General features: G+C 68.8%; 22 protein-coding genes. 10 read left to right on the top strand and 12 right to left on the bottom strand.

Features of this window, described 5'->3' with window-relative positions; genetic code table 11:
• Window position 1: 1 nt before the first annotated feature.
• From radA to ASF34_RS13945, 6 genes are all read left to right on the top strand, one after another.
• Window positions 2-1438 carry a DNA repair protein RadA gene (gene radA / locus ASF34_RS13970; RefSeq protein WP_026176151.1) on the top strand — a complete coding sequence of 479 codons (1437 nt, stop codon included), beginning with the start codon at window positions 2-4 and terminating at the stop codon, window positions 1436-1438.
• Window positions 1439-1568: 130 nt separating this feature from the next.
• Window positions 1569-2165: a CvpA family protein gene (locus ASF34_RS13965; RefSeq protein WP_056161741.1), complete on the top strand. Its 597-nt coding sequence runs from the start codon at window positions 1569-1571 to the stop codon at window positions 2163-2165.
• A 180-nt stretch (window positions 2166-2345) separates the two neighbouring features.
• Window positions 2346-3836: an amidophosphoribosyltransferase gene (gene purF / locus ASF34_RS13960; RefSeq protein WP_018045057.1), complete on the top strand. Its 1491-nt coding sequence runs from the start codon at window positions 2346-2348 to the stop codon at window positions 3834-3836.
• An 8-nt stretch (window positions 3837-3844) separates the two neighbouring features.
• On the top strand, window positions 3845-4585 hold the full coding sequence (locus ASF34_RS13955; protein WP_056161739.1) for an SDR family NAD(P)-dependent oxidoreductase: 741 nt from the start codon (window positions 3845-3847) through the stop codon (window positions 4583-4585).
• A 181-nt stretch (window positions 4586-4766) separates the two neighbouring features.
• On the top strand, window positions 4767-5174 hold the full coding sequence (locus ASF34_RS13950) for a dihydrofolate reductase (protein WP_018045060.1): 408 nt from the start codon (window positions 4767-4769) through the stop codon (window positions 5172-5174).
• Window positions 5175-5228: 54 nt separating this feature from the next.
• A complete protein-coding gene (locus ASF34_RS13945; protein ID WP_056161737.1) occupies window positions 5229-6353 on the top strand; it encodes a carboxylate-amine ligase in 1125 nt (374 codons plus the stop codon).
• Window positions 6354-6356: 3 nt separating this feature from the next.
• Here the strand turns inward: ASF34_RS13945 and der are convergent, their stop codons facing one another.
• The 3 genes from der to ASF34_RS13930 all read right to left on the bottom strand — a co-directional run bounded on the left by der (window position 6357) and on the right by ASF34_RS13930 (window position 9201).
• The gene (der, locus tag ASF34_RS13940) at window positions 6357-7715 is read right to left on the bottom strand and encodes a ribosome biogenesis GTPase Der (protein ID WP_018045062.1); all 1359 of its coding nucleotides are present in this window, start codon (window positions 7713-7715) and stop codon (window positions 6357-6359) included.
• Between the two features lie 64 nt (window positions 7716-7779).
• Window positions 7780-8493, bottom strand: a complete 714-nt coding sequence (locus ASF34_RS13935) for a tetratricopeptide repeat protein (protein ID WP_056161734.1) — start codon at window positions 8491-8493, stop codon at window positions 7780-7782.
• Window positions 8494-8595: 102 nt separating this feature from the next.
• Window positions 8596-9201, bottom strand: a complete 606-nt coding sequence (locus tag ASF34_RS13930; RefSeq protein WP_056161731.1) for an NnrU family protein — start codon at window positions 9199-9201, stop codon at window positions 8596-8598.
• A gap of 108 nt (window positions 9202-9309) precedes the next feature.
• Between ASF34_RS13930 and ASF34_RS13925 the strand changes: the two genes are divergently transcribed.
• Complete coding sequence (locus ASF34_RS13925) at window positions 9310-10479, top strand: hypothetical protein (protein ID WP_056161728.1); 1170 nt, start codon at window positions 9310-9312, stop codon at window positions 10477-10479.
• A gap of 116 nt (window positions 10480-10595) precedes the next feature.
• Here the strand turns inward: ASF34_RS13925 and ASF34_RS13920 are convergent, their stop codons facing one another.
• Window positions 10596-11606 (bottom strand): OmpA family protein, encoded by a 1011-nt coding sequence (locus ASF34_RS13920; protein WP_018045066.1) that lies wholly within the window; start codon window positions 11604-11606, stop codon window positions 10596-10598.
• 174 nt (window positions 11607-11780) lie between these two features.
• Between ASF34_RS13920 and ASF34_RS13915 the strand changes: the two genes are divergently transcribed.
• Window positions 11781-12080 (top strand): hypothetical protein, encoded by a 300-nt coding sequence (locus ASF34_RS13915; protein ID WP_026176153.1) that lies wholly within the window; start codon window positions 11781-11783, stop codon window positions 12078-12080.
• An 87-nt stretch (window positions 12081-12167) separates the two neighbouring features.
• On the opposite strand, the gene guaA is transcribed toward ASF34_RS13915, so the two are convergent.
• Window positions 12168-13724 (bottom strand): glutamine-hydrolyzing GMP synthase, encoded by a 1557-nt coding sequence (gene guaA, locus ASF34_RS13910; RefSeq protein WP_056140468.1) that lies wholly within the window; start codon window positions 13722-13724, stop codon window positions 12168-12170.
• Window positions 13725-13904: 180 nt separating this feature from the next.
• Between guaA and ASF34_RS13905 the strand changes: the two genes are divergently transcribed.
• Window positions 13905-14132 carry a hypothetical protein gene (locus ASF34_RS13905; protein WP_056161726.1) on the top strand — a complete coding sequence of 76 codons (228 nt, stop codon included), beginning with the start codon at window positions 13905-13907 and terminating at the stop codon, window positions 14130-14132.
• Between the two features lie 81 nt (window positions 14133-14213).
• Here ASF34_RS13905 and ASF34_RS13900 read toward each other — a convergent pair whose 3' ends face one another.
• Together ASF34_RS13900 and ASF34_RS13895 are read right to left on the bottom strand one after the other, a co-directional pair.
• Window positions 14214-15173: an alpha/beta hydrolase gene (locus ASF34_RS13900; RefSeq protein WP_056161724.1), complete on the bottom strand. Its 960-nt coding sequence runs from the start codon at window positions 15171-15173 to the stop codon at window positions 14214-14216.
• Window positions 15173-16474 (bottom strand): RsmB/NOP family class I SAM-dependent RNA methyltransferase, encoded by a 1302-nt coding sequence (locus tag ASF34_RS13895; protein ID WP_082494172.1) that lies wholly within the window; start codon window positions 16472-16474, stop codon window positions 15173-15175. Before ASF34_RS13895 ends, ASF34_RS13900 begins: the two co-directional genes overlap by 1 nt.
• 198 nt (window positions 16475-16672) lie before the next feature.
• Between ASF34_RS13895 and ASF34_RS23150 the strand changes: the two genes are divergently transcribed.
• Entirely contained in the window at window positions 16673-16843 is a 171-nt protein-coding gene (locus ASF34_RS23150; protein ID WP_018045073.1) for a hypothetical protein, read from the top strand.
• 24 nt (window positions 16844-16867) lie between these two features.
• Here ASF34_RS23150 and panE read toward each other — a convergent pair whose 3' ends face one another.
• From panE to ASF34_RS13865, 5 genes are all read right to left on the bottom strand, one after another.
• Window positions 16868-17806: a 2-dehydropantoate 2-reductase gene (gene panE / locus ASF34_RS13885; protein ID WP_056161718.1), complete on the bottom strand. Its 939-nt coding sequence runs from the start codon at window positions 17804-17806 to the stop codon at window positions 16868-16870.
• Between the two features lie 69 nt (window positions 17807-17875).
• Entirely contained in the window at window positions 17876-18307 is a 432-nt protein-coding gene (locus ASF34_RS13880; protein WP_056161716.1) for an MAPEG family protein, read from the bottom strand.
• A 22-nt stretch (window positions 18308-18329) separates the two neighbouring features.
• Window positions 18330-18752 carry an MAPEG family protein gene (locus ASF34_RS13875; protein ID WP_018045076.1) on the bottom strand — a complete coding sequence of 141 codons (423 nt, stop codon included), beginning with the start codon at window positions 18750-18752 and terminating at the stop codon, window positions 18330-18332.
• A 10-nt stretch (window positions 18753-18762) separates the two neighbouring features.
• Window positions 18763-20256 (bottom strand): IMP dehydrogenase, encoded by a 1494-nt coding sequence (gene guaB, locus ASF34_RS13870; protein ID WP_018045077.1) that lies wholly within the window; start codon window positions 20254-20256, stop codon window positions 18763-18765.
• A gap of 129 nt (window positions 20257-20385) precedes the next feature.
• Window positions 20386-21270, bottom strand: coding sequence for a DUF3313 domain-containing protein (locus ASF34_RS13865; RefSeq protein ID WP_056161714.1), 885 nt, complete (start codon window positions 21268-21270; stop codon window positions 20386-20388).
• Window positions 21271-21489: the final 219 nt, after the last annotated feature.

Here is a 21489-nt window from a genome sequence, read left to right as displayed (position 1 = left end):
CATGGCCAAGATCCACCAGACCTTCGTCTGCCAATCCTGCGGCGCCGTCTACAATCGCTGGCGCGGGCGATGCGAAGCCTGCAACGGTTGGAACACGATCGTCGAGGAGACGGGCGCGAGCGGCCCGCAGGCCGGTCCGGTCAAGACCCGGCCGAGCCGGTCGCATGGGCGCATCTTCCCCCTCGAAGGGCTCACCGGCGAGGCGCGGGAGGCGCCGCGCATTCCCTCCGGCATCGGCGAACTCGACCGGGTGACCGGCGGCGGCTTCGTGCGCGGTTCGGTGATCCTGCTCGGCGGCGATCCCGGCATCGGCAAATCGACCCTGCTGATGCAGGCCACCGCCGCCATGGCGCGCACCGGCGAGCGCGTGGTCTACATCTCCGGCGAGGAGGCGGTGGCGCAGGTGCGCCTGCGGGCCGAGCGCCTCGGCCTATCGAGCGCGGCGGTGGATCTCGCCGCCGAGACCAATGTCGAGGACATCGTCGAGACCCTGAGCCAGGGCCGGCCGCCGGCGCTCGCCATCATCGATTCGATCCAGACCATGTGGACGGAGACGGTGGAATCCGCCCCCGGCACGGTGACCCAGGTCCGATCCTCGGCCCAATCGCTGATCCGCTTCGCCAAGACCACCGGGACGGCGGTGATCCTCGTCGGGCACGTGACCAAGGACGGACAGATCGCCGGCCCCCGCGTGGTGGAGCACATGGTCGATGCCGTGGCCTCGTTCGAGGGCGACCAGGGCCATCACTTCCGTATTCTGCGCGCGGTGAAGAACCGCTTCGGCCCCACCGACGAGATCGGCGTGTTCGAGATGACCGACCGCGGCCTCGCCGAGGTGCCCAACCCCTCCGCGCTCTTCCTCGCGGGACGCGACCACGCGGCGCCGGGAACGGCGGTCTTCGCCGGCATGGAGGGCACGCGGCCCCTGCTGGTGGAGATCCAGGCCCTGGTGGCGCCCTCCTCCCTCGGCACGCCGCGCCGCGCCGTGGTCGGCTGGGATCCCAACCGACTGTCCATGGTGCTCGCGGTGCTGGAGGCCCATGGCGGCATCCGGCTCGGCACCCACGACGTCTATCTCAACGTCGCCGGGGGCCTGCGCATCACGGAGCCGGCGGCCGACCTCGCCGTGGCGGCCGCCCTGGTCTCGTCGCTGTCGGGCGCGGCCCTGCCGGGCGAGACCGTCTATTTCGGCGAGATCGGTCTCTCCGGCGCCATCCGCCCGGTGGCGCAGGCGCCGTCGCGGCTGAAGGAAGCGCTGAAGCTCGGCTTCGCCAAGGCCGTCACGCCGCAGGGCCGCAACGAGATCGGCGACAGCTCCCTGCCCACGGAGGCCCTGCGCCACATCGCCGATCTGGTGGCCGGCATCGCCAGCGGCGCGCCCAAACGCGGCCGGCCCGAGCGCAACCCGGCGCGGTACGAATACGAGGACGACGAGTGAGGCCGGGAAAGGGAGGACGTGGCGGAGGGTGACGGCCGAGATTCCGCAGGATATACAGGCGCGGCGGCGAGGGGGAGCCGCACGAGCCGGCGATCGTCAGCCCCTCTGCCCCGTGCGACCATAGCCTTAAATGCCGTTTTCCGTTCTCGATCTGGCCGTTCTCGGCATCGTCGTCATCTCGGCCCTGCTGGCCGCCGTGCGCGGGGCGACACGCGAGGTGCTAGCCATCGTCGCCTGGGTCGCCGCCGCGGCGGTCGCCTGGAAGCTCTATCCCCTGCTGTTGCCCACCGTGAGCCAGCACGTCTCCAACGCCACCGTGGCGCTGGTCGCCTCCATCGCGACCATCTTCCTCGCGACGCTCATCATCGTCTCGATCATCACGGTGAAGGTCTCCGACATGATCCTCGATTCGCGCATCGGCGCGATCGACCGGTCCCTCGGGCTCGTCTTCGGCGCGGGGCGCGGCTTCCTCATCTGCGTGATCGGCTGGGTGTTCCTGGCCTGGCTGGTCCAGGGCAAGATGCCCGATTGGGCGGCCCAGGCCCGCAGCCGTCCGATACTCGAGAAATCGGGGGACGCCCTGGTGGCGCAGTTGCCCGAGAATCCGGAAGGGTTCCTCAAGCAGTTCAAAAAGTCCAAGGGCGATGTGGTCGACCCCGCCGAACCGGCGGCCGACGGCGATGCGGCACCCGCCCAACGCCGCACCGAGTCGCCGGCCCGGCGCTGACCTTCTCACGCAGCGCGTCTGATCTGCGTGGCATGCCGCTTGGTTGCTGGGCCAAGGCCGACTAAATGACGGCTTCTTGCAGCAAGCGGCCGTCGTCATAAAACGGTCGCAGGATGCAAGCCGGTCCGTGGACGGTGCCGAACTCGGCAGCGGCGGGCCACCTTAGGATCGCAGAACCAGATGTCAGCACGCAGCGCGAGCGCCCGCCATTCGGTCGACGTGGTGGATGGGCTGGACCGGGACGGGGACACGCTGCGCGAGGAGTGCGGCGTCTTCGGCATTTTCGGCCATCCGGACGCCTCGGCCATCGTGGCCCTCGGGCTCCATGCCCTCCAGCACCGGGGCCAGGAGGCGGCGGGCATCGTCTCCTTCGACGGGCACATCTTCCATTCCGAGCGCCGGCCCGGCCTCGTGGGCGATTCGTTCTCCGACCGCTCCACCATCGAGCATCTCGAAGGCTCGGCCGCCATCGGCCATGTGCGCTACTCGACGACGGGCGGCACGATCCTCCGCAACGTCCAGCCGCTCTTCGCCGAACTCGCCAGCGGCGGCCTCGCGGTGGCCCATAACGGCAACCTCACCAACGCCCTCTCCATCCGCCGCGACCTCGTCCGCGACGGCGCGATCACGCAGTCGACCTCCGACACGGAAGTGATCCTGCACCTCGCTGCCCGCAGCCGCGCGCCGCTCATCGTCGAGCGCTTCACCGAGGCACTGCGCCAGGTCCAGGGCGCCTACGCCATCGTGGCGCTCACCAACAAGAAGCTCATCGGCGCTCGCGATCCCCTCGGCATCCGCCCCCTGGTCATCGGCGAACTCGACGGTCGCTACATCCTCGCCTCCGAGACCTGTGCACTGGACATCATCGGCGCGAAGTTCATCCGCGACGTGGAGAACGGCGAGATCGTCGTCATCTCGGAGGAGGGCATCGAATCGATCCGGTTCGCGCCGGCGCAGCCCATGCGCCCCTGTATCTTCGAATACATCTACTTCGCCCGGCCGGATTCCGTGGTGAACGGCAAGAGCGTCTATTCCGTCCGCAAGAATATCGGCCACGAACTCGCCCGCGAATCCGCCACCGCCGCCGACGTGGTGATCCCGGTGCCGGATTCCGGCGTGCCGGCGGCGCTCGGCTTCGCGCAGGAGACCGGCCTGCCCTTCGAGATGGGCATCATCCGCAACCACTATGTCGGGCGCACCTTCATCCAGCCGACCCAGTCGGTGCGTGAGCTCGGCGTGCGGATGAAGCATTCGGCCAACCGCGCCGTGGTGGAGGGCAAGCGCATCGTCCTCGTGGACGACAGCCTCGTGCGCGGAACCACCTCGGTGAAAATCGTGCGGATGATGCGCGAGGCCGGCGCGAAGGAGGTGCATTTCCGCATCGCCTCGCCGCCGATCACCTATCCGGATTTCTACGGGATCGACACGCCCGAGCGCGAGAAGCTGCTGGCCGCCACTCATGATCTCGAAGGCATGCGCCGCTATATCGGCGCGGATTCCCTGGCCTTCCTGTCCATCGAGGGCCTGTACAAGGCCATGGGCGAGGAGAGCCGCAACGAATCCTGCCCGCAATACACCGATCACTGCTTCACGGGCGACTACCCGACCGGCCTGACCGACCTCGCCATCGCCGGGCCGAAGCGTCTCGCGATGCTCGCCGAAGCGGATTGATCCGACCCATGACGAAGCCCCTCGACGGCCGCATCGCCCTCGTCACCGGCTGCTCGCGCGGCATCGGCAGGGCGGCGGCCCTGGCCCTCGCCGAGGCCGGCGCGCACATCGTCGCCGTCGCCAGGACGCAAGGGGCGCTGGAAGAGCTGGACGACGCGATCCGACAGGCGGGATCGAGCGCGACGCTCGTGCCCCTCGACCTCACCGATTTCGACGCGATCGACCGGCTGGGTCACAGCATCCACGAGCGCTGGCGGAAGCTCGACGTGGTCGTGGGCAATGCCGGCATCCTCGGCAATCTCACGCCCCTCGGCCACGTGACGCCCAAGACCTGGTCGCAGGTGATGGACATCAACGTCACCGCCAACTGGCGCCTGCTGCGCTCGATGGACCCGCTGCTGCGGATGTCGGATGCGGGCCGCGCCATCTTCGTCACCTCCGGCGCGTCGCAGAAATGCAAGGCCTATTGGGGACCGTATTCGGTCTCGAAGGCGGCCCTCGATGCCCTGGTGCGGACCTATGCGGCGGAGACCGAGACGACGGCCATCAAGGCCATGCTCCTCAACCCCGGCCCTCTGCGCACCTCCATGCGCAAGGCGGCGATGCCGGGCGAAGACGAGACCACACTCAAGACTCCCGGCGACCTCGCTCCGCATTTCGTGCGGCTCGCGAGCCCGGATTGGGATCAATCGGGCAAGATCTACGATTTCCCCAGCGACCGCGTGCTGACGCCGCAGATGGCGGCTTAGCTTCCCTGCCCCTCACAACCCCACCCGCCACCTCATCCTGAGGCGCCGAAGCGAAGCGCAGGCCTCGAAGGAGGGCTCCAGCACCCGCAGCGCGATCTGGAGCCCTCCTTCGAGGCCGCTTCGCGGCACCTCAGGATGAGGTCGGTGGAGGGAGTGACCCGCCTTCATCGAGGTTTCCATCATGATCGACGTTCGCTGCATCTGCGCCATCGGCCTGCGCGGCCAGTTGGGCCTCAACGGGCAGCTGCCCTGGGAGGGCAACACCGATCCGCTCTTCGTCGAGGACGTGACGCGCTTCTTCGCGCTGACCATGGGGCACGTGCTGATCGCCGGGCCGAAGACCGTGGCCTCGGTGCCGGACTTCGCCTTCAAGGACCGCACCATCGACGTCATCCGCAGCCACGAGGATCCGGAAGAGGTGCTCAAGCGCTATCCGGGCCGGCGCATCTTCGTCGGCGGCGGCATCACGGTCTGGAACGTCTACGCCAAGTACATCCAGAACTGGGACATCACCCGCCTGCCCTATGACGGCGAGGCGGACCGCTGGTTCGACCCGGCGTGGTTGGTGGGCGGGGCGCTGCGGACCTGACGGCAACGACGACGCCTCCTGCGAGTTGATGCTAATCCACCGCAGGAAACCTCCATGACCGCGCACAGCTACCGTTTCGGCATCGAGGAGGAATATTTCCTGGCCGATGCCGAGACGCGAGGGACGCCGCGGCGGTCGGTGAAGCCGTTCCATACGGAGGCGAGCGAGCGTCTGCCCGAAATCGGGCGCGAGATGCTTCAGTGTCAGGTGGAGGTCTGCACCCCGCCCTCCACGGAGTTCAGCGAGGCGCGTGAGATACTGGGACGTCAGCGCGACGCCCTCGGCCGTCTGGCGAAAGACCACGAGCTTCTGCTCTTTGCCGCCGGCACCCATCCGGTGTCCGATTGGGCGCGGCAATTGCCGACGAAGGGCGAGCGCTATCGCGGCATCCTGCGGGATGTGGGAATGGCGGGACGGCGCAGCCTGATCTGCGGCATGCATGTGCATGTGGAGGTGCCCGACCCGCAGGGGCGGGTGGACCTGATGAACCGGCTGCTGCCGTTCCAACCGCTGCTATTTGCGCTCTCGGCCTCGTCCCCCTTCTGGCAGGGCGAGCCGACGGGCCTCACCGCCTACCGTCTCAGCGCTTTCGGCGAGCTGCCGCGCACCGGACTGCCGCAGCTCTTCTCGGACCCCGACGCCTATGAGCGCTACGTCCGTATCATGACGCGAGCCGGCTCGATCCAGGATGCGAGCTTCCTGTGGTGGTCCCTGCGCCCGTCGATCAAGTTCCCGACCCTCGAATTGCGGGTGGCGGATTCCTGCACACGGCTGGAGGACGCGCTCACGGTGGCGGCACTCTTCCGCTGCCTCGTGCGCTGTGTCGTGCGCCGGCCCGACCTCAACGCCGATCTCGACGGCGTTTCCCGCGCTTTGGCTGAAGAGAACCTGTGGCGCGCCCAACGCAGCGGCACGGAGGCCGAGATCATCGACGAGGCCAGCGAAGACGCCCTCCCCTTCGCCGACGCCCTCGACGCGATGCTGGCCCTCATTGACGCGGATGCCGACGCGCTCGGCTGCGGCGAAGAGGTGGAACGGGCACGCACCATCGTTCGCGAGGGCACCAGCGCCGACCGCCAGATCGCGGTGTTCGAAGCCGCCCGAGAGACGGGCCGCACCAATCGGCAGGGGCTGGACGACGTGGTCGATTGGCTGAGTGAAACGACCTGCGGGTCGTGAGGCTCAGCCCTTGTTCTCCTTGTCGAATGGGTTCTTCGAGGTGCGTAGCGAGAGCCGGATCGGAACGCCGGGGAGGTCGAAGGCCTCGCGCAGGTTGTTGACGAGGTAGCGGGTGTAGGATTTCGGCAGCCCGTCGAGCTGGTTGCCGAACAGGGCGAAGTGCGGCGGGCGGCTCTTCACCTGGGTGGCGTAGCGGATCTTGATCCGGCGGCTCGCCACCGCCGGCGGCGGGTTGCGCTGGGTCGCCTCGTTGAGCCAGTCGTTGATCTTCGAGGTGGAGATGCGCTTGTTCCAGACCTCGAAGGTCTCGGTGACGGCCTTCATCAGCGTGTCGATGCCGTCGCCCGCGAGGCCCGAGAGGGGCACCACGGAGACGCCGCGCACCTGCGGCAGCAGGCGGGTGCAATCCTCGCGCAGTTTCTTCAGCAAACCCGGCTGGTCGGCCACGAGGTCCCACTTGTTGAGGCCGATGACCAGAGCGCGGCCCTCGCTCTCGATGAGATCGACGATGGTCAGGTCCTGCTTCTCGAACGGGATCGTCGCATCGAGGAGCACCACCACCACCTCGGCGAAGCGCACGGCCCGCAGGCCGTCGGACACCGCGAGCTTCTCGAGCTTGTCGTCGATGCGGGCCTTGCGGCGCATGCCGGCGGTGTCGTGGAGCTTGATCCGGCGGCCGCGCCATTCCCAGTCGAGGGAGATCGAATCGCGGGTGATGCCGGCCTCGGGGCCGACGAGCAGGCGCTCTTCGCCGAGCATCCGGTTGATCAGGGTCGACTTGCCGGCATTCGGGCGGCCGACGATGGCGACCTTGAGCGAGCGGTTCGACGGGTCGTCGTCGTATTCCTCGTCCTCGTCGTCGAGCTTGGGCAGAGCCTCGGTGAGCGCGTCATGCAGCTCGCCGATGCCCTCGCCATGTTCGGCCGAGAACGGGATCGGATCGCCGAGCCCGAGAGAGAACGCCTCGTAGGCGCCGGACAGGCCGGTGCCGCCCTCGGCCTTGTTGGCGACGAGCACCACCGGGCAGCCGGCGCGTCGCACCAGTTCGGCGAAGGGCTGGTCGGCCGGCAGGATGCCGGCGCGGGCATCGATGACGAACAGCACGACGTCGGCTTCGAGGATCGCGGCCTCGGTCTGCGCGCGCATGCGGCCGAGCAGCGAATCGGCATCGGCCTGTTCGAGCCCCGCCGTGTCGATGACGCGAAACACCAATCCGCCGAAGTTGACATCGCCCTCGCGCCGGTCGCGGGTCACGCCGGGGCGATCGTCCACGAGGGCGAGCTTCTTGCCCACCAGCCGGTTGAAGAGGGTCGACTTGCCGACATTCGGCCGTCCGACGATAGCGACGGTCGGCATGTCCATGGTGGTCTCGATTCAGTCGTCGTACGGAGAAAATTCGTCGTGCAGGCGGCGTGCCGGAACCGGCTCAGCGCGTCACGGGCGGGGGTGCGGCCGGCTCAGGCGCAGGGGCCGAAGTCACGGTGACCGGGCCGCCGGCCACGAGGGCGGCATAGACCTCGATGCGCTGGCGAAGATTGGCCGGCGTCTGAGGATCGGAGATGATCTGGTCGAACCAGCGCCCGGCGGCATCGTATTCGCCGCGCTTCAGCGCCACGAGGCCGAGCATTTCGCGGGCGGTGTGGCGGAACGCGCCGGCCGGGGCGGCGAGCCCCTGGAGGCTGGCGAGGGCCGGATCGGGGTTCGGCTGATCGAGGCGGATCAGGGCGGCGCGCAGGCGGGCGAGGTCGCGCAGGCCATCGTCGAGCTTGGTGTCGGCTGCCAGCGCATCGTACTCGGCAGCACCCGCGGTGGCGTCGCGCTTGGCGGTCTCGGTGGCGGAGCGGAAGCGGGCCAGCATCCGGTAGCCGCCGGGAGCCTCGGCCTCCAGCGCCTCGAAGGCCTTGTCGGCCTCGGCGCCCTTGCCGTCCTTGGCGAGGCGATTGGCGGCCTCGAACTTCTCGGACGCGGCTTCCGCGCGGACCCGCTGGTCGTGCTGCCAGTAGCGATAGCCGCCGACGCCGGCCACGACGAGAATCGCCACGGCGACGATGAGACCGCTGTAGCGCTTCCAGATCTGAGCGACCTGATCGCGGCGATAGTCTTCGTTGACCTCGCGGATAAACTCGTTGTTCTCGGCCATGTCGTCTCACGCCGACCGCGATACGATCGACGGCCTTGAGGAAAACCAAGCCCGGCGCCTAGCACAGCCAGGCCGGCTTGGCGACTGGCCATGCAGCCTGCTTCAGGCCGGGACAGGCCAAGCCGAGACGCCGATCACCCATTGATGCAGGTATTTGGCGAAGACGAACCAGACGACGAAGCCGACCACTACCGCGATGGCGTCGTTGCGCCAGCCGGCCGGAGCCGCGACGGCGCCGTGCTGGGCGGCCACCGCACCGGCCGACAGGGCGCGGCGCTTGGCGCTGATCCGGGCGATCACCGCCCAGGCGAGGAAGCTGCCGAACAGCAGGATCGAGCCGAGGTCGCCATTGGCGAGGAGATGGGCCGTCGCCCAGATCTTCACCGCCAGCAGCATCGGGTGCTTGGCCCGCGCCCGGATATGGCCGGGCAGGTAGGCGGAGGCCAGGGCGATGAAGGCGAGGAGTGTCAATAGCAGCGCGAGATGGCGTGTCCATGTCGGCGGGCTCCACACCTCGATATAGCCGCTCGCGCGGTATTGCCCGAACCCGTAGGCGATGAGCACGATGCCGACGATCGACAGAACGGTATAACCGAGCTTGAACCGGCTCTCCCCCAACTCGTCGATGACGCCCGCGCGCTTCGTCCTCAACATGGAGAAGGCATGCGTGCCGAGGAACAGCACGAGGCCGAGGATGAGGATGAGCATGGAACGCCTTCGAATCGCGCCTGTGGATCGCGGAAGCCGCGCCAGGCCGGGTGAAGCAGACTGTAATTGTTCAAAACCCAAACTCGGGCCGATGTCCAGGCTCACCCGATGACGCGGCTCCTCGCTCTCCTCCTGCTCGTCCTGCTCCCGCACGCCGTCGCGGCGCGATCCGAACCGCCGCTGTCCGCCCTCACCCTCGTCGGTCCGCCGACGACGATCTTCAGGGCCGGGCGCGATGCCTGCGACGGGGCGGATGTGCCGGACGCCTCCGCCCGTGCCTTCCGCGACGCATCGGGCAGCGTCGCCCTGTTCGGAATGCATTACCGCAACCGGGCCCTGCGCGGTCCAAGCCTCGACCAGTTGAAGCTCGACTGCGCCGTGGTGCTCGACTCCGGCGAGAAGGCCGATCCGGCGGCTTATGACGACCGCTCCTGGATCACGGCCACATGGACCGAGGACGGCAAGGCGGTCTCGGCCCTCCTCCACCACGAGTATCAGGCCAACGAGCACGAGGGCCGCTGCCGCTCGAAGGTCTATATCGAGTGCTGGTACAACACGATCGTCGCCGCCTCCTCCGGCGATGGCGGCCGCAGCTTTTCCCGCGCCAGGCCCCCCGTGGTGGTGGCCGGGGCGCCGTTCCGCCAGGAGGTGGGCCAGGGCCGGCAGCGGGGCTTCTTCAATCCGTCGAACATCGTCGCGGACGGGCGCTGGCGCTACGTGCTGATCGCCACCACGGGCTGGTCGTCCGGCGGCGGCGAGCAATCCGCCGGGGCCTGCCTGTTCCGCACCGACACGCCCTCCGACCCGACGCGCTGGCGCGCTTGGACCGGGCTCGGCTTCACCGCCGCCTTCCCCGACCCCTACACCAAGCCGACCCTGCTCACCGAACCGTGCAAGCCGCTGGAGCCGTTCGGCCTGCCCGTGGGCGCGGTGGTGCGCCACCGCGGCACGGGGGCCTGGATCGCCGTGTTCATGGCAGGGGCCGGCGCCAAGGTTCCGCAATCCGGCTTCTACTGGACGACCTCGCGGGATCTCCTGACCTGGGATCAGCCGCGCCTGCTCCTCGCCGGCGCCACACTCTACGACGATCCCTGCGCGGCCAAAGGCGACCTCATCGCCTATCCGTCGATCCTCGATCCGCAGGCGACCGGCCGCAACTTCGACGATGTGGGCGACACCGCCCTCCTCACCTACGTGACGCTGCGCCGGGAGGGCTGCCAGGTGACCTCGGACCGCGACCTCGTCCGCCGCCCCCTGGCGATCAAGGTCTGGCCATGAGCCGGGAGCGGATCGTCATCACGGCCGGCCCCTATCCGCCGTAAGGCGGACTTCGTCACCGAAGACCGTACCGGTGGAGACGACCTCCCGGGCCGGCGGCACCCCACGTCTCCGCGTCAGAACTTCACCAGTTCCACGCGCCGGTTCTTCGCCCTGCCCTCCTCGCTACCATTGGAGGCGACCGGGCTGGCGGCCCCGAAGCCCTTGGCTCTCAGCCGATCCTTCGCGACGCCCGACGCGATGAGCCTGGCCATCACCGCCCTGGCACGGCCATCGGAGAGCGACTGGTTGTGCCCGGCGGAGCCGGTCTCGTCGGTGTAGCCGTTGATCGCCAATTTGAGACCGGGATTCGAATTCAGCAGGCTCGTCACCGCTTCGATCTGAGCCGCGGAGTCCGGCAGGATCTCGGTCTTGTCGGTGGCGAAGTTGACATGGATCACCGCCCGCCCGGTCTTGTCGATGTCCTGCTTCAGCTGCTCGGCGGGCAGCAGGGAGGCGGTCTGGGCGAACGGCTTCGTCTCGAGGATGGTCCAGCTCGCGTTGCTGCTGCCGGGGACGAAATGCACCCAGATCTGCCGGTCCGGGCGGCGGATCACCCATGTCTGCGTCCGTTCGGAGTAGACGTTACCGAGGCCTTCATACATGCCCATCTTGACCTCCTCCGGCAGGGTATCGGTCACTGACGCGGGCATCTGGCTGTCGGTGAGCTTTCGAGCACCGGCCTGGGTCAGCACGGCCTCGATGTTCTTCTTCAACTCATAGGACGAGTAGGTCTTACCGTCCTTGGCGCCGATGAGGGACAGGAACACCTTGCCGTCGACGTCGTGGAGCGCGGTGCCCGTCCAGAACGGGAAATGCCCGAAATCGCGCGTCTCGGGCGGGTTCACGGGCTGGTAGCCCGTGGGCAGCGTGAAATAGGGAAAGCCGCCGAGGGCCACGGTCGAGACGGGAATGTCGTCGAGTGCCGCGGCGCCCGGTATGGTCCCGCCCCCGGGAGCCGATGGACCCGCGAGCGGCTCGGCCCTGCTTTCGCTGGCCGCACAGGTGAGCGCCAACAGAATCCAGACGAGCTTCACTGCGTTCATCATCCACTCCGGCACGATGACGGCGCCGACGGTCCGGGCCACCGTCGACGGGTTCGCGGGAAGGCGGGGCCTTCAAGGGGCGAGAGATGCCACGCCTACACCCGGCGTCGAGTCGGACGGATGTCCGATGGACCCCGACCGCCCCCTTAGCCGACCACGCGACCTTGCTGCCCGCTCTCGCTCCAGATATTTTACTGGAGATATCCGGAGCCGATGATGGAAAGCTCGCAGAAACGCGCCATCCGGAAATATCGCTCGCGCCTTGGCGAGCGCGGCCTCGCGCGTTTCAAAGTGCTTGGCCGGGACGCAGATCGCGACCTCATCCGGTCGCTTCCCAGACGTCAGTCCGAGGACACGTCCGAGGCCTCGAAGCTTCGCGCGACCGTCAGCCAGTCGATCGCTCGCGCTCCGGCCAAGACTCGACGTATCCTCGCCGCCTTACGGCGCTCTCCGCCGGTGAATGCGGAACTAGATCTTTCCCGCCCCCGTGAAGAGGGACGTAAGGTCGACCTGTGACGCGCTATCTCTTGGACACCAACATCATCAGCAACGTCGTCAAGCGGCTTGTGGAACGATCCGGCGCAATGTCGGTGGAGACTGACATCACTCCCACTCGATGGTGCCGGGCGGCTTCGAGGTGATGTCGTAGGTGACCCGGTTGATGCCCTTGACCTCGTTGATGATGCGGGTGGCGACGCGGCCGAGGAAGGCCATGTCGAAGGGGTAGAAATCCGCCGTCATGCCGTCGACCGAGGTGACCGCGCGGAGCGCACAGACGTGGTCGTAGGTGCGGCCGTCGCCCATCACGCCCACCGTCTTCACCGGGAGGATCACCGCGAAGGCCTGCCAGATCGTGTCGTAGAGACCGGCCTTGCGGATCTCGTCGAGATAGATTGCATCGGCTTTCCGCAGCGCCTCGAGCTTTTCGGCGGTGATGGTGCCGGGGCAGCGGATGGCGAGGCCGGGGCCGGGGAAGGGGTGGCGGCCGACGAAGGCCTCGGGCAGGCCGAGCTCCTTGCCGAGCACCCGGACCTCGTCCTTGAACAGCTCGCGCAGGGGCTCCACGAGCTGCATGTTCATGCGCTCGGGCAGGCCGCCGACATTGTGGTGGCTCTTGATCGTCACCGAGGGGCCGCCGGTGAAGGAGACGCTCTCGATCACGTCCGGGTAGAGCGTCCCCTGCGCCAGGAAGGCCGCGCCGCCGATCTTCTTGGCCTCCTCGTCGAACACGTCGATGAACAGGCGGCCGATGGTCTTGCGCTTGATCTCCGGGTCGCTGACGCCTTCGAGCTCACCGAGGAACAGCTCCTGCGCCTGCACATGGACGAGGGGGATGTTGTAATGGTCGCGGAACAGCCGCACGACCTCGTCGGCCTCACCCATGCGGAGCAGGCCGTGATCGACGAAGACGCAGGTCAGCTGGTCGCCGATGGCCTCGTGGATCAGCACCGCCGCCACCGAGGAATCGACGCCGCCCGACAAGCCGCAGATCACCCGCTCCTTGCCCACCTGGGCGCGGATCTTGGCGATGGCCTCCTCGCGATAGGCGCCCATGGTCCAGTCGCCGGTGCAGCCGGCGATGTCGCGCACGAAGTTGCGGATCAGCAGGGCGCCGTGCGGGGTGTGCGCCACCTCCGGGTGGAACTGGACCGCGTAGTAGTTGCGCGACTCGTCGGCCACCGCCGCGAAGGGCGCGTTCTTCGACAGGGCGACGGTGGTGAACCCGTCGGGGAGCTTGGTCACCCGGTCGCCGTGGCTCATCCAGACCGGATAATGCTCGCCCACATGCCAGACGCCCTTGAACAGGGGACAGTCCGAAATGATCTCGATCTCGGCGCGGCCGAACTCGGCATGGTGTCCGCCCTCGACCTCGCCGCCGAGCTGCGCCGCCATGGTCTGCTGGCCGTAGCAGATGCCGAAGACCGGCACGCCCGAATCGAACACCACCTGGGGCGTTCGGGGCGAGGCGTCGCTCGTCACCGATTCGGGGCCGCCGGACAGGATCACGCCCTTGGGCTTCGATTCGGCGAAGGCCTCCGCCGCCTTGGTGAAGGGGACGATCTCGCAATAGACCCCCTCCTCGCGCACCCGCCGCGCGATGAGCTGGGTCACCTGGGAGCCGAAATCGACGATGAGGATCTTATCGTGGTCGGTATTCATGGATCGGAGTTAGACGAGGCCCTGCCGCCGTGCAACGCGCAGGTTCCGCAGAGCGCGCGCCGCCCACATGCGTTGAGCGTGGCCCTGCCCGGCGGAGGGCTCCGGGCAGGACCGTTAACCTCGGATTCATCCAACCCGCGCAACTCCTCCCGTCCCTCGAACAGACAGGAGCCTCGCGTGATGAGAGCAACCCTCTTCGGACTGGCAGCCCTTACCCTCGCCGGCATCGGCTCGGCCTCGGCTCTGCCGCTGGTCGGCACGACCCCGCCGGCGCCCACCACCGCGATCGAGCAGGTGCGGGTCGTCTCGCGCACCGTCGTCAGGGGCCCCCGCTGCCGGACGGTCGTGACGAAGCGTCGGGGTCCGTATGGGCGGGTGACCATGGTGCGTACGCGCCGCTGCTTCTGAGCATCGGCCTTCCGGCCGTCGACTCGGTGTCGGGACGGCCCGGCTGGAATGGCTCGCCCCTCGGAGCCATTCCTTCGGCTTTCACGCCCGGAGGAACCCGCGCCGCCGCATCCAGGTGAGGAACAGGCCCGACCACGCCGCCGCCGGGGAGCCCGGCACGCCGAGGCCGAAACCATGGCCTCCGCGCTCGAACAGGTGCAGTTCCGTCGGCACCAAGGCGCCGCGCAGGGCGGCATACATGAGCAGGCTGTTGTCCACCACGGCGATGGGGTCGTCGGCGGCCTGGGCGAGGAAGGTGGGCGGCGCCTTCTCGCGCACATGCGTCTCCACCGAATAGGCCGAGGCCTTCACCGGATCGGGCGGGTCGCCTGCGAGGATGCGCCTCGTGGAGGTCCGGTCGAAGGGCGGAAGCAGGGTGATGACGGGGTAGATCAGCCCCGCGAGTTCGGGCCGGGCCGAGAGCGCGTCGCTGGCGTCGAGCCCGGCATAGGTCTCCGCCGAGGCGCGCATGGCCGCCTCTCCCATCAGGTGGCCGCCGGCGGAGAAGCCGAGCACGCCGACCCGCTCGGGGTCGATGCCGTAGGTCACGGCCCCCGACCGGACGAGGCGGAGCGCCCGCTGCACGTCCTGGAGCGGCGCGTCGGCACCGGCCGCCCAGCCCTCGCCGGGGAGGCGGTAGATCAGCACGAAGGCGGTGATGCCCACGGTGGCGAGCCAGCGCGCCACCGGGATGCCCTCGTTGCCGATGTCGATGCGGCGATAGCCCCCGCCCGCCGCGACGACCAGGGCCGCCCCGTTGGGTTTGGGCGCGCGCATGACGAGAAGGCAGGGCCGCGCCACGTTGCTGATCACCCCGTCGCGGCTCTCGTCGAACCGCCCATCCGCCGCGATGGGGCCGCCACTGCCGGGGGGCAGGCCGGGCCACAGGTCGATCACGTCGAGATTCGTGCCCGGAGCCGGAACCGTCTCCGCGCGGGCCTGCGCACCGCCGGACAGCATCGCCGCGGCTGCGGCGACCAATGTCCGGCGGTCGAGGCGCATCAGCCGCGTCGTTCCAGCGTGGCGACGTAGAAGCCGTCCGTGCCGGTGAGCGCCGGGCTCATCTGCAGGCCGTGCTCGGTGAACCGCACCACCCCTGCGAGGCCCGGCGCATGGTCGGCGGCGACCGTCTCGGCCGGCAGGACCGTCAGCCCGCCATTCGCCCGTGCGAGGATGCCGTCGATGGCCGCGTCGTTCTCCTCCCGCAGCAGGGAACAGGTGATGTAGGTGATCCGCCCTCCCGGCCGCACCAGGCGGGCGGCCCGGTCGAGCACCTCGGCCTGGTCCGTGACGCGGGCGCTGAGGGAGCCGGGGCGCAGGCGCCATTTGGCGTCGGGATTGCGCCGCCACGTCCCCGAGCCGGTGCAGGGCGCGTCGACCACCACCCGGTCCACGGTGCCGTCGAGGTCACCGAGCACGTCGGCCCGTGCGCGTCCGCCGCGCGGGGTGCGGATCTCGGCCTCGGCACCGGAGCGGCGCAGCCGGTCGTGGATGGGCGCGAGCCGGCGCGGATCGTCGTCGGTGGCGATGAGCCGTCCCTCGTTCCGCATCATGGCCGCGAGGGCGAGGGTCTTGCCGCCGCCGCCCGCGCAGAGATCGACCACGGTCTCGCCGGCGCGCGCGCCGGTCAGGGCGCCGGCGATCTGGGAGCCCTCGTCCTGGATCTCGTACCAGCCGTCGAGGAATTCCGGCTCCACATGCAAGGCGGGACCGCGACCGTCCTCGCCGATGGGAATGCGCAGGCCGTTCGGCGCATGGGGCGTCACCACCGGCGCCAGATGCGCGAGCCCGGTCAGAGCCGTCTCGCGGTCGCGCTTGAGGGTGTTGATGCGGATGTCGAGGGGCGCGCGGCGGGCGAGCGCGCGCAACTCCTCGAGCAGGGTATCGCCGAACAGGTGGCCGAGGGAGGGCAGGATCCAGTCCGGGACATCGCCGGCCACGTGGGGCGGTGCATCGGCGAGCGAGCCCTCGGCGATGGCCGTGCGCTCGGCATCGGTCAGGGGATCGGGCGCGAAGCGCTCGCCCGAGAACAGCTCGGCAATGGTGGGTGCCGCGAGTCCGTGCTGCAGCCGCAGCATGCCGATCAGGATGGCGCGCGGGGTCTCGTCCCCCATGATCCAGGCGGCAGAAGCGCGCCGGCGCAGGGCGTCGTAGACGAGGCTCGCGATGGCGGCGCGGTCGCCGGAGCCGGCGAAACGGTGGGCGAGGCCCCAATCCTTGAGGGCGTCCGCGGCCGGTCGGCGCCGACCGGCGATGTCGGCGAGTATTTCGATGGCGGCGGAAAGGCGAGCGGGAGGGGTCAGGACGAAATCCTCAGGGTTAGGGAAGCGAGACCGGTCACGACCACCGCCGCGATACGGTCACGCTTTGAGCGGGTGTCCGACACAATACAGCCGAGCTTCCGGCGCGATCGGCCGTCAGACAGGCAGGGCGCCAGACTCGTCTCGTGCCCTTGCTGCGCCCGAGCCCGCTGCGTCAACGTCCGGAGCCTCGCAATCGTCATGTACCCCATCGTCCAACTCACTCTCGCGGGCCTCGTCCTGCTCAGCGTCGCCGCCTGCTCCACCGCGCCCGCCGTCGACCTGACGCCGCCGCCGCAGCGCCCCTACGATGCCAAGACGCAGCTCGAATACGGCAATCCGCCGCCACCACCCCCGGCTCCGCGCTACTGAGCGCCGCCTGTCCGGGGCCGCCGCTCAGGCGGCCTCGCGGGCGCGGCGGTTCTCGTAGGCCTTGAGATGGGTGTAGGCCCGGTCGAGCATCGGGTGCGCCCCGTCGCGGCTGCGGGCGATGAGATCGCCGATGATGTGATCGGCCTCGATCCGCGCCTTGTTCTCGATGTCGCGCAGCATCGAGGCGGTGAAGGCCGAGCCCTCCGCGGTGAGACTCGTGCGCGTGTTCTGCATCACCTTCTCCCGCGGGGCGTACCCGGCATCTTCGGCGATCTGGCGGCAATCCTCCATCAGCGCCTCGATGAGGGCGAGGCCGCCCGGCGCGGCGACGATGTCGCCGATGGTGGCCCGCATCAGGCAGGTCGCCCCGGCGAGGGTCGCCAGGAACGACCACTTCTCCCACATCTCGAGAACCATCGTCTCGCTGAGGCGAGCCTGGAACGCGACGCCCTGCATCAGCGCCTCGATCCGCTCCACCCGCTCCGAGCGCCCCCCTGCCCGCTCGCCAAAGGTGAGGGAATGGAGCGGGCTCATCATGCGGATCTCACCGTCGCCCCGCACCGTCGCCACGATGGCGCAGGACCCGCCGAGGACATTCTCCGGTCCGAAGGCGGCGTCGAGGGCGTCGAGATGGCGCAGGCCGTTGAGGACGGGCAGCACCAAAGTCGCGGGGCCGATGGCCGGGGCCACATCCGCGATGGCTCCGTCGAGGTCGTAGGCCTTGCAACTGAGGAGAACGAGATCGAAGCGTCCGCCCCTGCCCGCCGCGAGATCGGCGGCGGTGAGGGTCGCGGGCTCCGCGATATGGATGTCGCCGGCCGGGCTCTTCACCCGAAGCCCCGAGGCGGCGAGCTTCTCGGCTCGCGCAGGCCGCACGAGGAAGGTGACGTCCCGACCGGCCTCCACGAGACGCGCCCCGAAATATCCACCGGTGGCACCGGCGCCGACGACGAGCACGCGCATGGGACGATCCTCAATCTCGATGAGCGTCCCTCTTTATCGGACGAGGGAGGCGGTTTTCCAGGCGTGCGATCAAATTCCGATCGGCGCCAGAAAGATGCGCACCGCGAAGACGATCCACATCGCCAGCAGCACCAGTGCCCCGAGCGTATAGGCGCGAAAACGGAAGGGGACGTGGTTCGAGTTGACGTAGATGCCCGCATGGACGGCGCGAGACGCCACGAAGATCCAGGCGAGGACGACGAAGAGCAGGTCGGCCTTCTTCGTGTAGAGCGCCAGCGGCACCAGGGCGAAGAACAGCACCGGCAGCTCGAACTGGTTGGAGAACGCGTTGGCGGCCTGTTGCGCACGGGGCGGCCAGTTGCGCTGTCCCATCGAGACGTCGCCGGCCGTCACCGCACCCGCCTTGATCTCGGCCAGGCGCACCCGTCCCAGCCAGAACATCAGCACGAAGATCAACAGAACTTGCGCGAAGACGGGGGCGAGGATGGCCTGGACGGTCATGGAGGATCCCGATGCGGCGGCGTCAGCGCCCGAGGGCGACGAGGCCGAGATGCGCGACGAGGATCGCGCAGCCGAGGAAGTTGATGACGAAGACCCTGCCCCTGAGGGGCACGTCGTCGGTGAGCGTCTGGACGGCGGTGTGGATCACCCGGCCGGCGAAGAAGAGCCAGGCGGCGGCGACATCGACCCAGGTCACCCGGTCGAGGGCCGCGAGGAGGGCGACGCAGGCGAAAACGATGACGGGCAGTTCGAACTGGTTGGAGAGGTTGCGGGTGATGCGGGCGATCGGCGCGGGTTCGTCGCGGCCGAACTCGAAACACCCGAACTCCACCTCTCCGCGACGCACCGCCAGGAGGCGCGCCGCGGAGAGCCAGACATAGAGGCCGAAGGTGAGCCCGATCTGCGCCAGCACGGGCCAGAGCACGAGGTGGCGCGGATCGGACATCGGACCGGACTCAGGCGCGGCTGGGGTAGTTGGGGCTCTCGCGGGTGATGGTCACGTCGTGGACGTGGCTCTCGCGCAGGCCCGCATTGGTGATGCGGACGAACTGCGCCTTGTCCTGGAACTCGGGGATGGTCGGGGCGCCGACATAGCCCATGGCGGCCCGCAGGCCGCCGGCGAGCTGGTGCAGCACCGCCGCCACCGGCCCCTTGTAGGGCACCTGTCCCTCGATCCCCTCGGGAACGAGCTTGTGGGTGTCGCTGACCTCGGCCTGGAAGTAGCGGTCGGCCGAGCCGCGGGCCATGGCGCCCACCGAGCCCATGCCGCGATAGCTCTTGTAGGAGCGTCCCTGGTGCAGGAACACTTCGCCCGGCGCCTCGTCGGTTCCCGCCAGCAGCGAGCCTAGCATCGCCACGGAGGCGCCGGCGGCGATGGCCTTGGCGAGATCGCCCGAGAACTTGATGCCGCCATCGGCGATCACCGGCACGTCGGCCCGGTCGGCGGCCTCCACCGCTTCCATCAGGGCGGTGAGCTGGGGCACGCCGACGCCGGCCACGATGCGGGTGGTGCAGATCGAGCCCGGGCCGATGCCGACCTTGATCGCGTCTGCGCCGGCATCGATCAGAGCCTGGGCCCCGTCGCGGGTGGCGACGTTGCCGGCCACCACCTGAACGGCGTTGGAGAGCTGCTTCACCCGGCGCACGGCATCGAGCACCTTGATGGAGTGGCCGTGGGCGGTGTCGACCACGATCACGTCGCAGCCGGCATCGATGAGACGCTCGGCCCGCTCGAACCCGCTATCGCCCGTGGTGGTGGCGGCAGCGACCCGCAGGCGGCCCTGCTCGTCCTTGACCGCGCCCGGATAGGCCACCTGCTTCTCGATGTCCTTGACCGTGATGAGGCCGATGCAGCGGTAATGGTCGTCGACGACGAGAAGCTTCTCGATGCGGAACTGGTGGAGCAGGCGCTTGGCCTCCTCCTGGTTCACGCCCTCGCGCACGGTGATGAGCCGGTCGCGGGTCATCAGCTCGGCGACGGTCTCGGAAGGGTTGGTGGCGAAGCGCACGTCGCGGTTGGTGAGGATGCCGACGAGCTTGCCGCGCGAGCCGTTGGGGCCGCGCTCCACCACCGGGATGCCGGAGATGCGGTTTTGCTTCATCAGCGAGAAGGCGTCGGCCAGGGTCTCGTCGGGATGGATGGTGATCGGGTTGAGCACCATGCCCGACTCGTATTTCTTGACGAGGCGTACCTGCTCGGCCTGCTCGTGCGGCTCGAGATTGCGGTGGATGACGCCCATGCCGCCGTTCTGGGCCATGGCGATGGCCATCGGCGCTTCGGTGACGGTGTCCATGGCCGAGGCCAGGATCGGCATGTTGAGGTGGATCGTGCGGGTCAGTCGCGACGCGACGCTGACCTCGGTGGGCATCACCGAGGATGCGGCGGGACGGAGAAGCACGTCGTCGAAGGTCAGGCCCTCGATGATGGAATCCGCGGTGATACGAGCCATGTGCCAACTCCCGAAACGGTGAGAGGCGCCGGGCTGTAACAGCCGTCGACGCCGAATGCGTTGGCACGGCGCAGTATCATGGGGCCGGACCCTGCGCAAAGGCAGGATCGCGGCATCGCAATGGAAAACTCAGTTGATCGTGTCGCGGGGGCCCTTGTCGGTCCATTCCGGCGGCAGGCCGAGATAGTCGCCGACCATGCCGTCGATGCCGGGCGCGCGGCCGAACTGCTCGCAATCCGGGTCGAGCGGAGCCTCGCCGAGGGTGGTGACGCGGATGCGGTCCCAGCTCGGAATCGCCAGCGGCTCCTTGAACGGGTCGCGCCCGGTGACGAGCAACGTGCCGAAATCCTGGCCGAATTCGCCGGCCAGATCGTAGGCGTCCCCGGCCGCCGAGAAGCGCGCCTGGTTGGTGAAGGCGTTGGCGCCGCCGCCCCAGATCATCGCCGCCCGCTGCTGGTGACGGCTATCGAGGGCCTCGGCCTCGATGGTGATGCTGCCGAGACCGATCGGGATGCGCGGGATCGGCACGCGGCCGACAGCGGTGGCGAAGCCGACGCCGAGCTGGGACGCGATGGTGATTCCCGCCGAGGTGGCGATGGTCGCGCCGGCCGCCGGGACGTTGGTGAGTTCGACACGGGTGACGGCGGACCGGATCGTGAGGTCGGCCTTCTTGGTGGAGACCACGTCGTAGCGCAGCGACAGCTCGTAGCAGAGAGCGCGGTCGGCCGCGTTGGCGATCAGCCGGCGCTCGACGCTGTTGAGACCGGGGCCGGAGATCGATTCCGGAAACGCCGCCGGGATGATGCGGACCGTCCGCGTCGCCGCGAGGGTCGGCTGATCGGCGTAGAGCTTCGCTCCGGTGGCCACTTCGGTGCTGCCGTTGAGGCGGTCGTAGCGGGTGAGCGACCCGCTTTCATTGAGGATGACGGTGCCGCAACCGGCGACCATGAGCAGCAGGCCCAGAGCCCCACCGATGAGGGGCGAGCGTCGACAGGTTTCGAACCGCGAGGGCATTCAATATCTTTCGCGCAAAATGGCGGCGGTGGCTCGCTCAACCGACGTGATACGAGACAGCCGAATTGTTGCTGAGCTTAAGGCCGTATCGACGCCCCCGAAAGGCGGCCATGCCGGCCTGACGACTTGAAGCCCGCACCTGTGGCTCGTGGGTCACGGTCGTCCACCACGTGCGACACCGCACGTGTCATCCACAGAGACCATCATTTGTGTGCATGT

Source organism: Methylobacterium sp. Leaf106 (assembly GCF_001422895.1).
Lineage (GTDB): Bacteria > Pseudomonadota > Alphaproteobacteria > Rhizobiales > Beijerinckiaceae > Methylobacterium > Methylobacterium bullatum.
The sequence above is the reverse complement of the archived record's forward strand: the minus strand, read 5'-3'. Positions and strand labels throughout refer to the sequence as shown.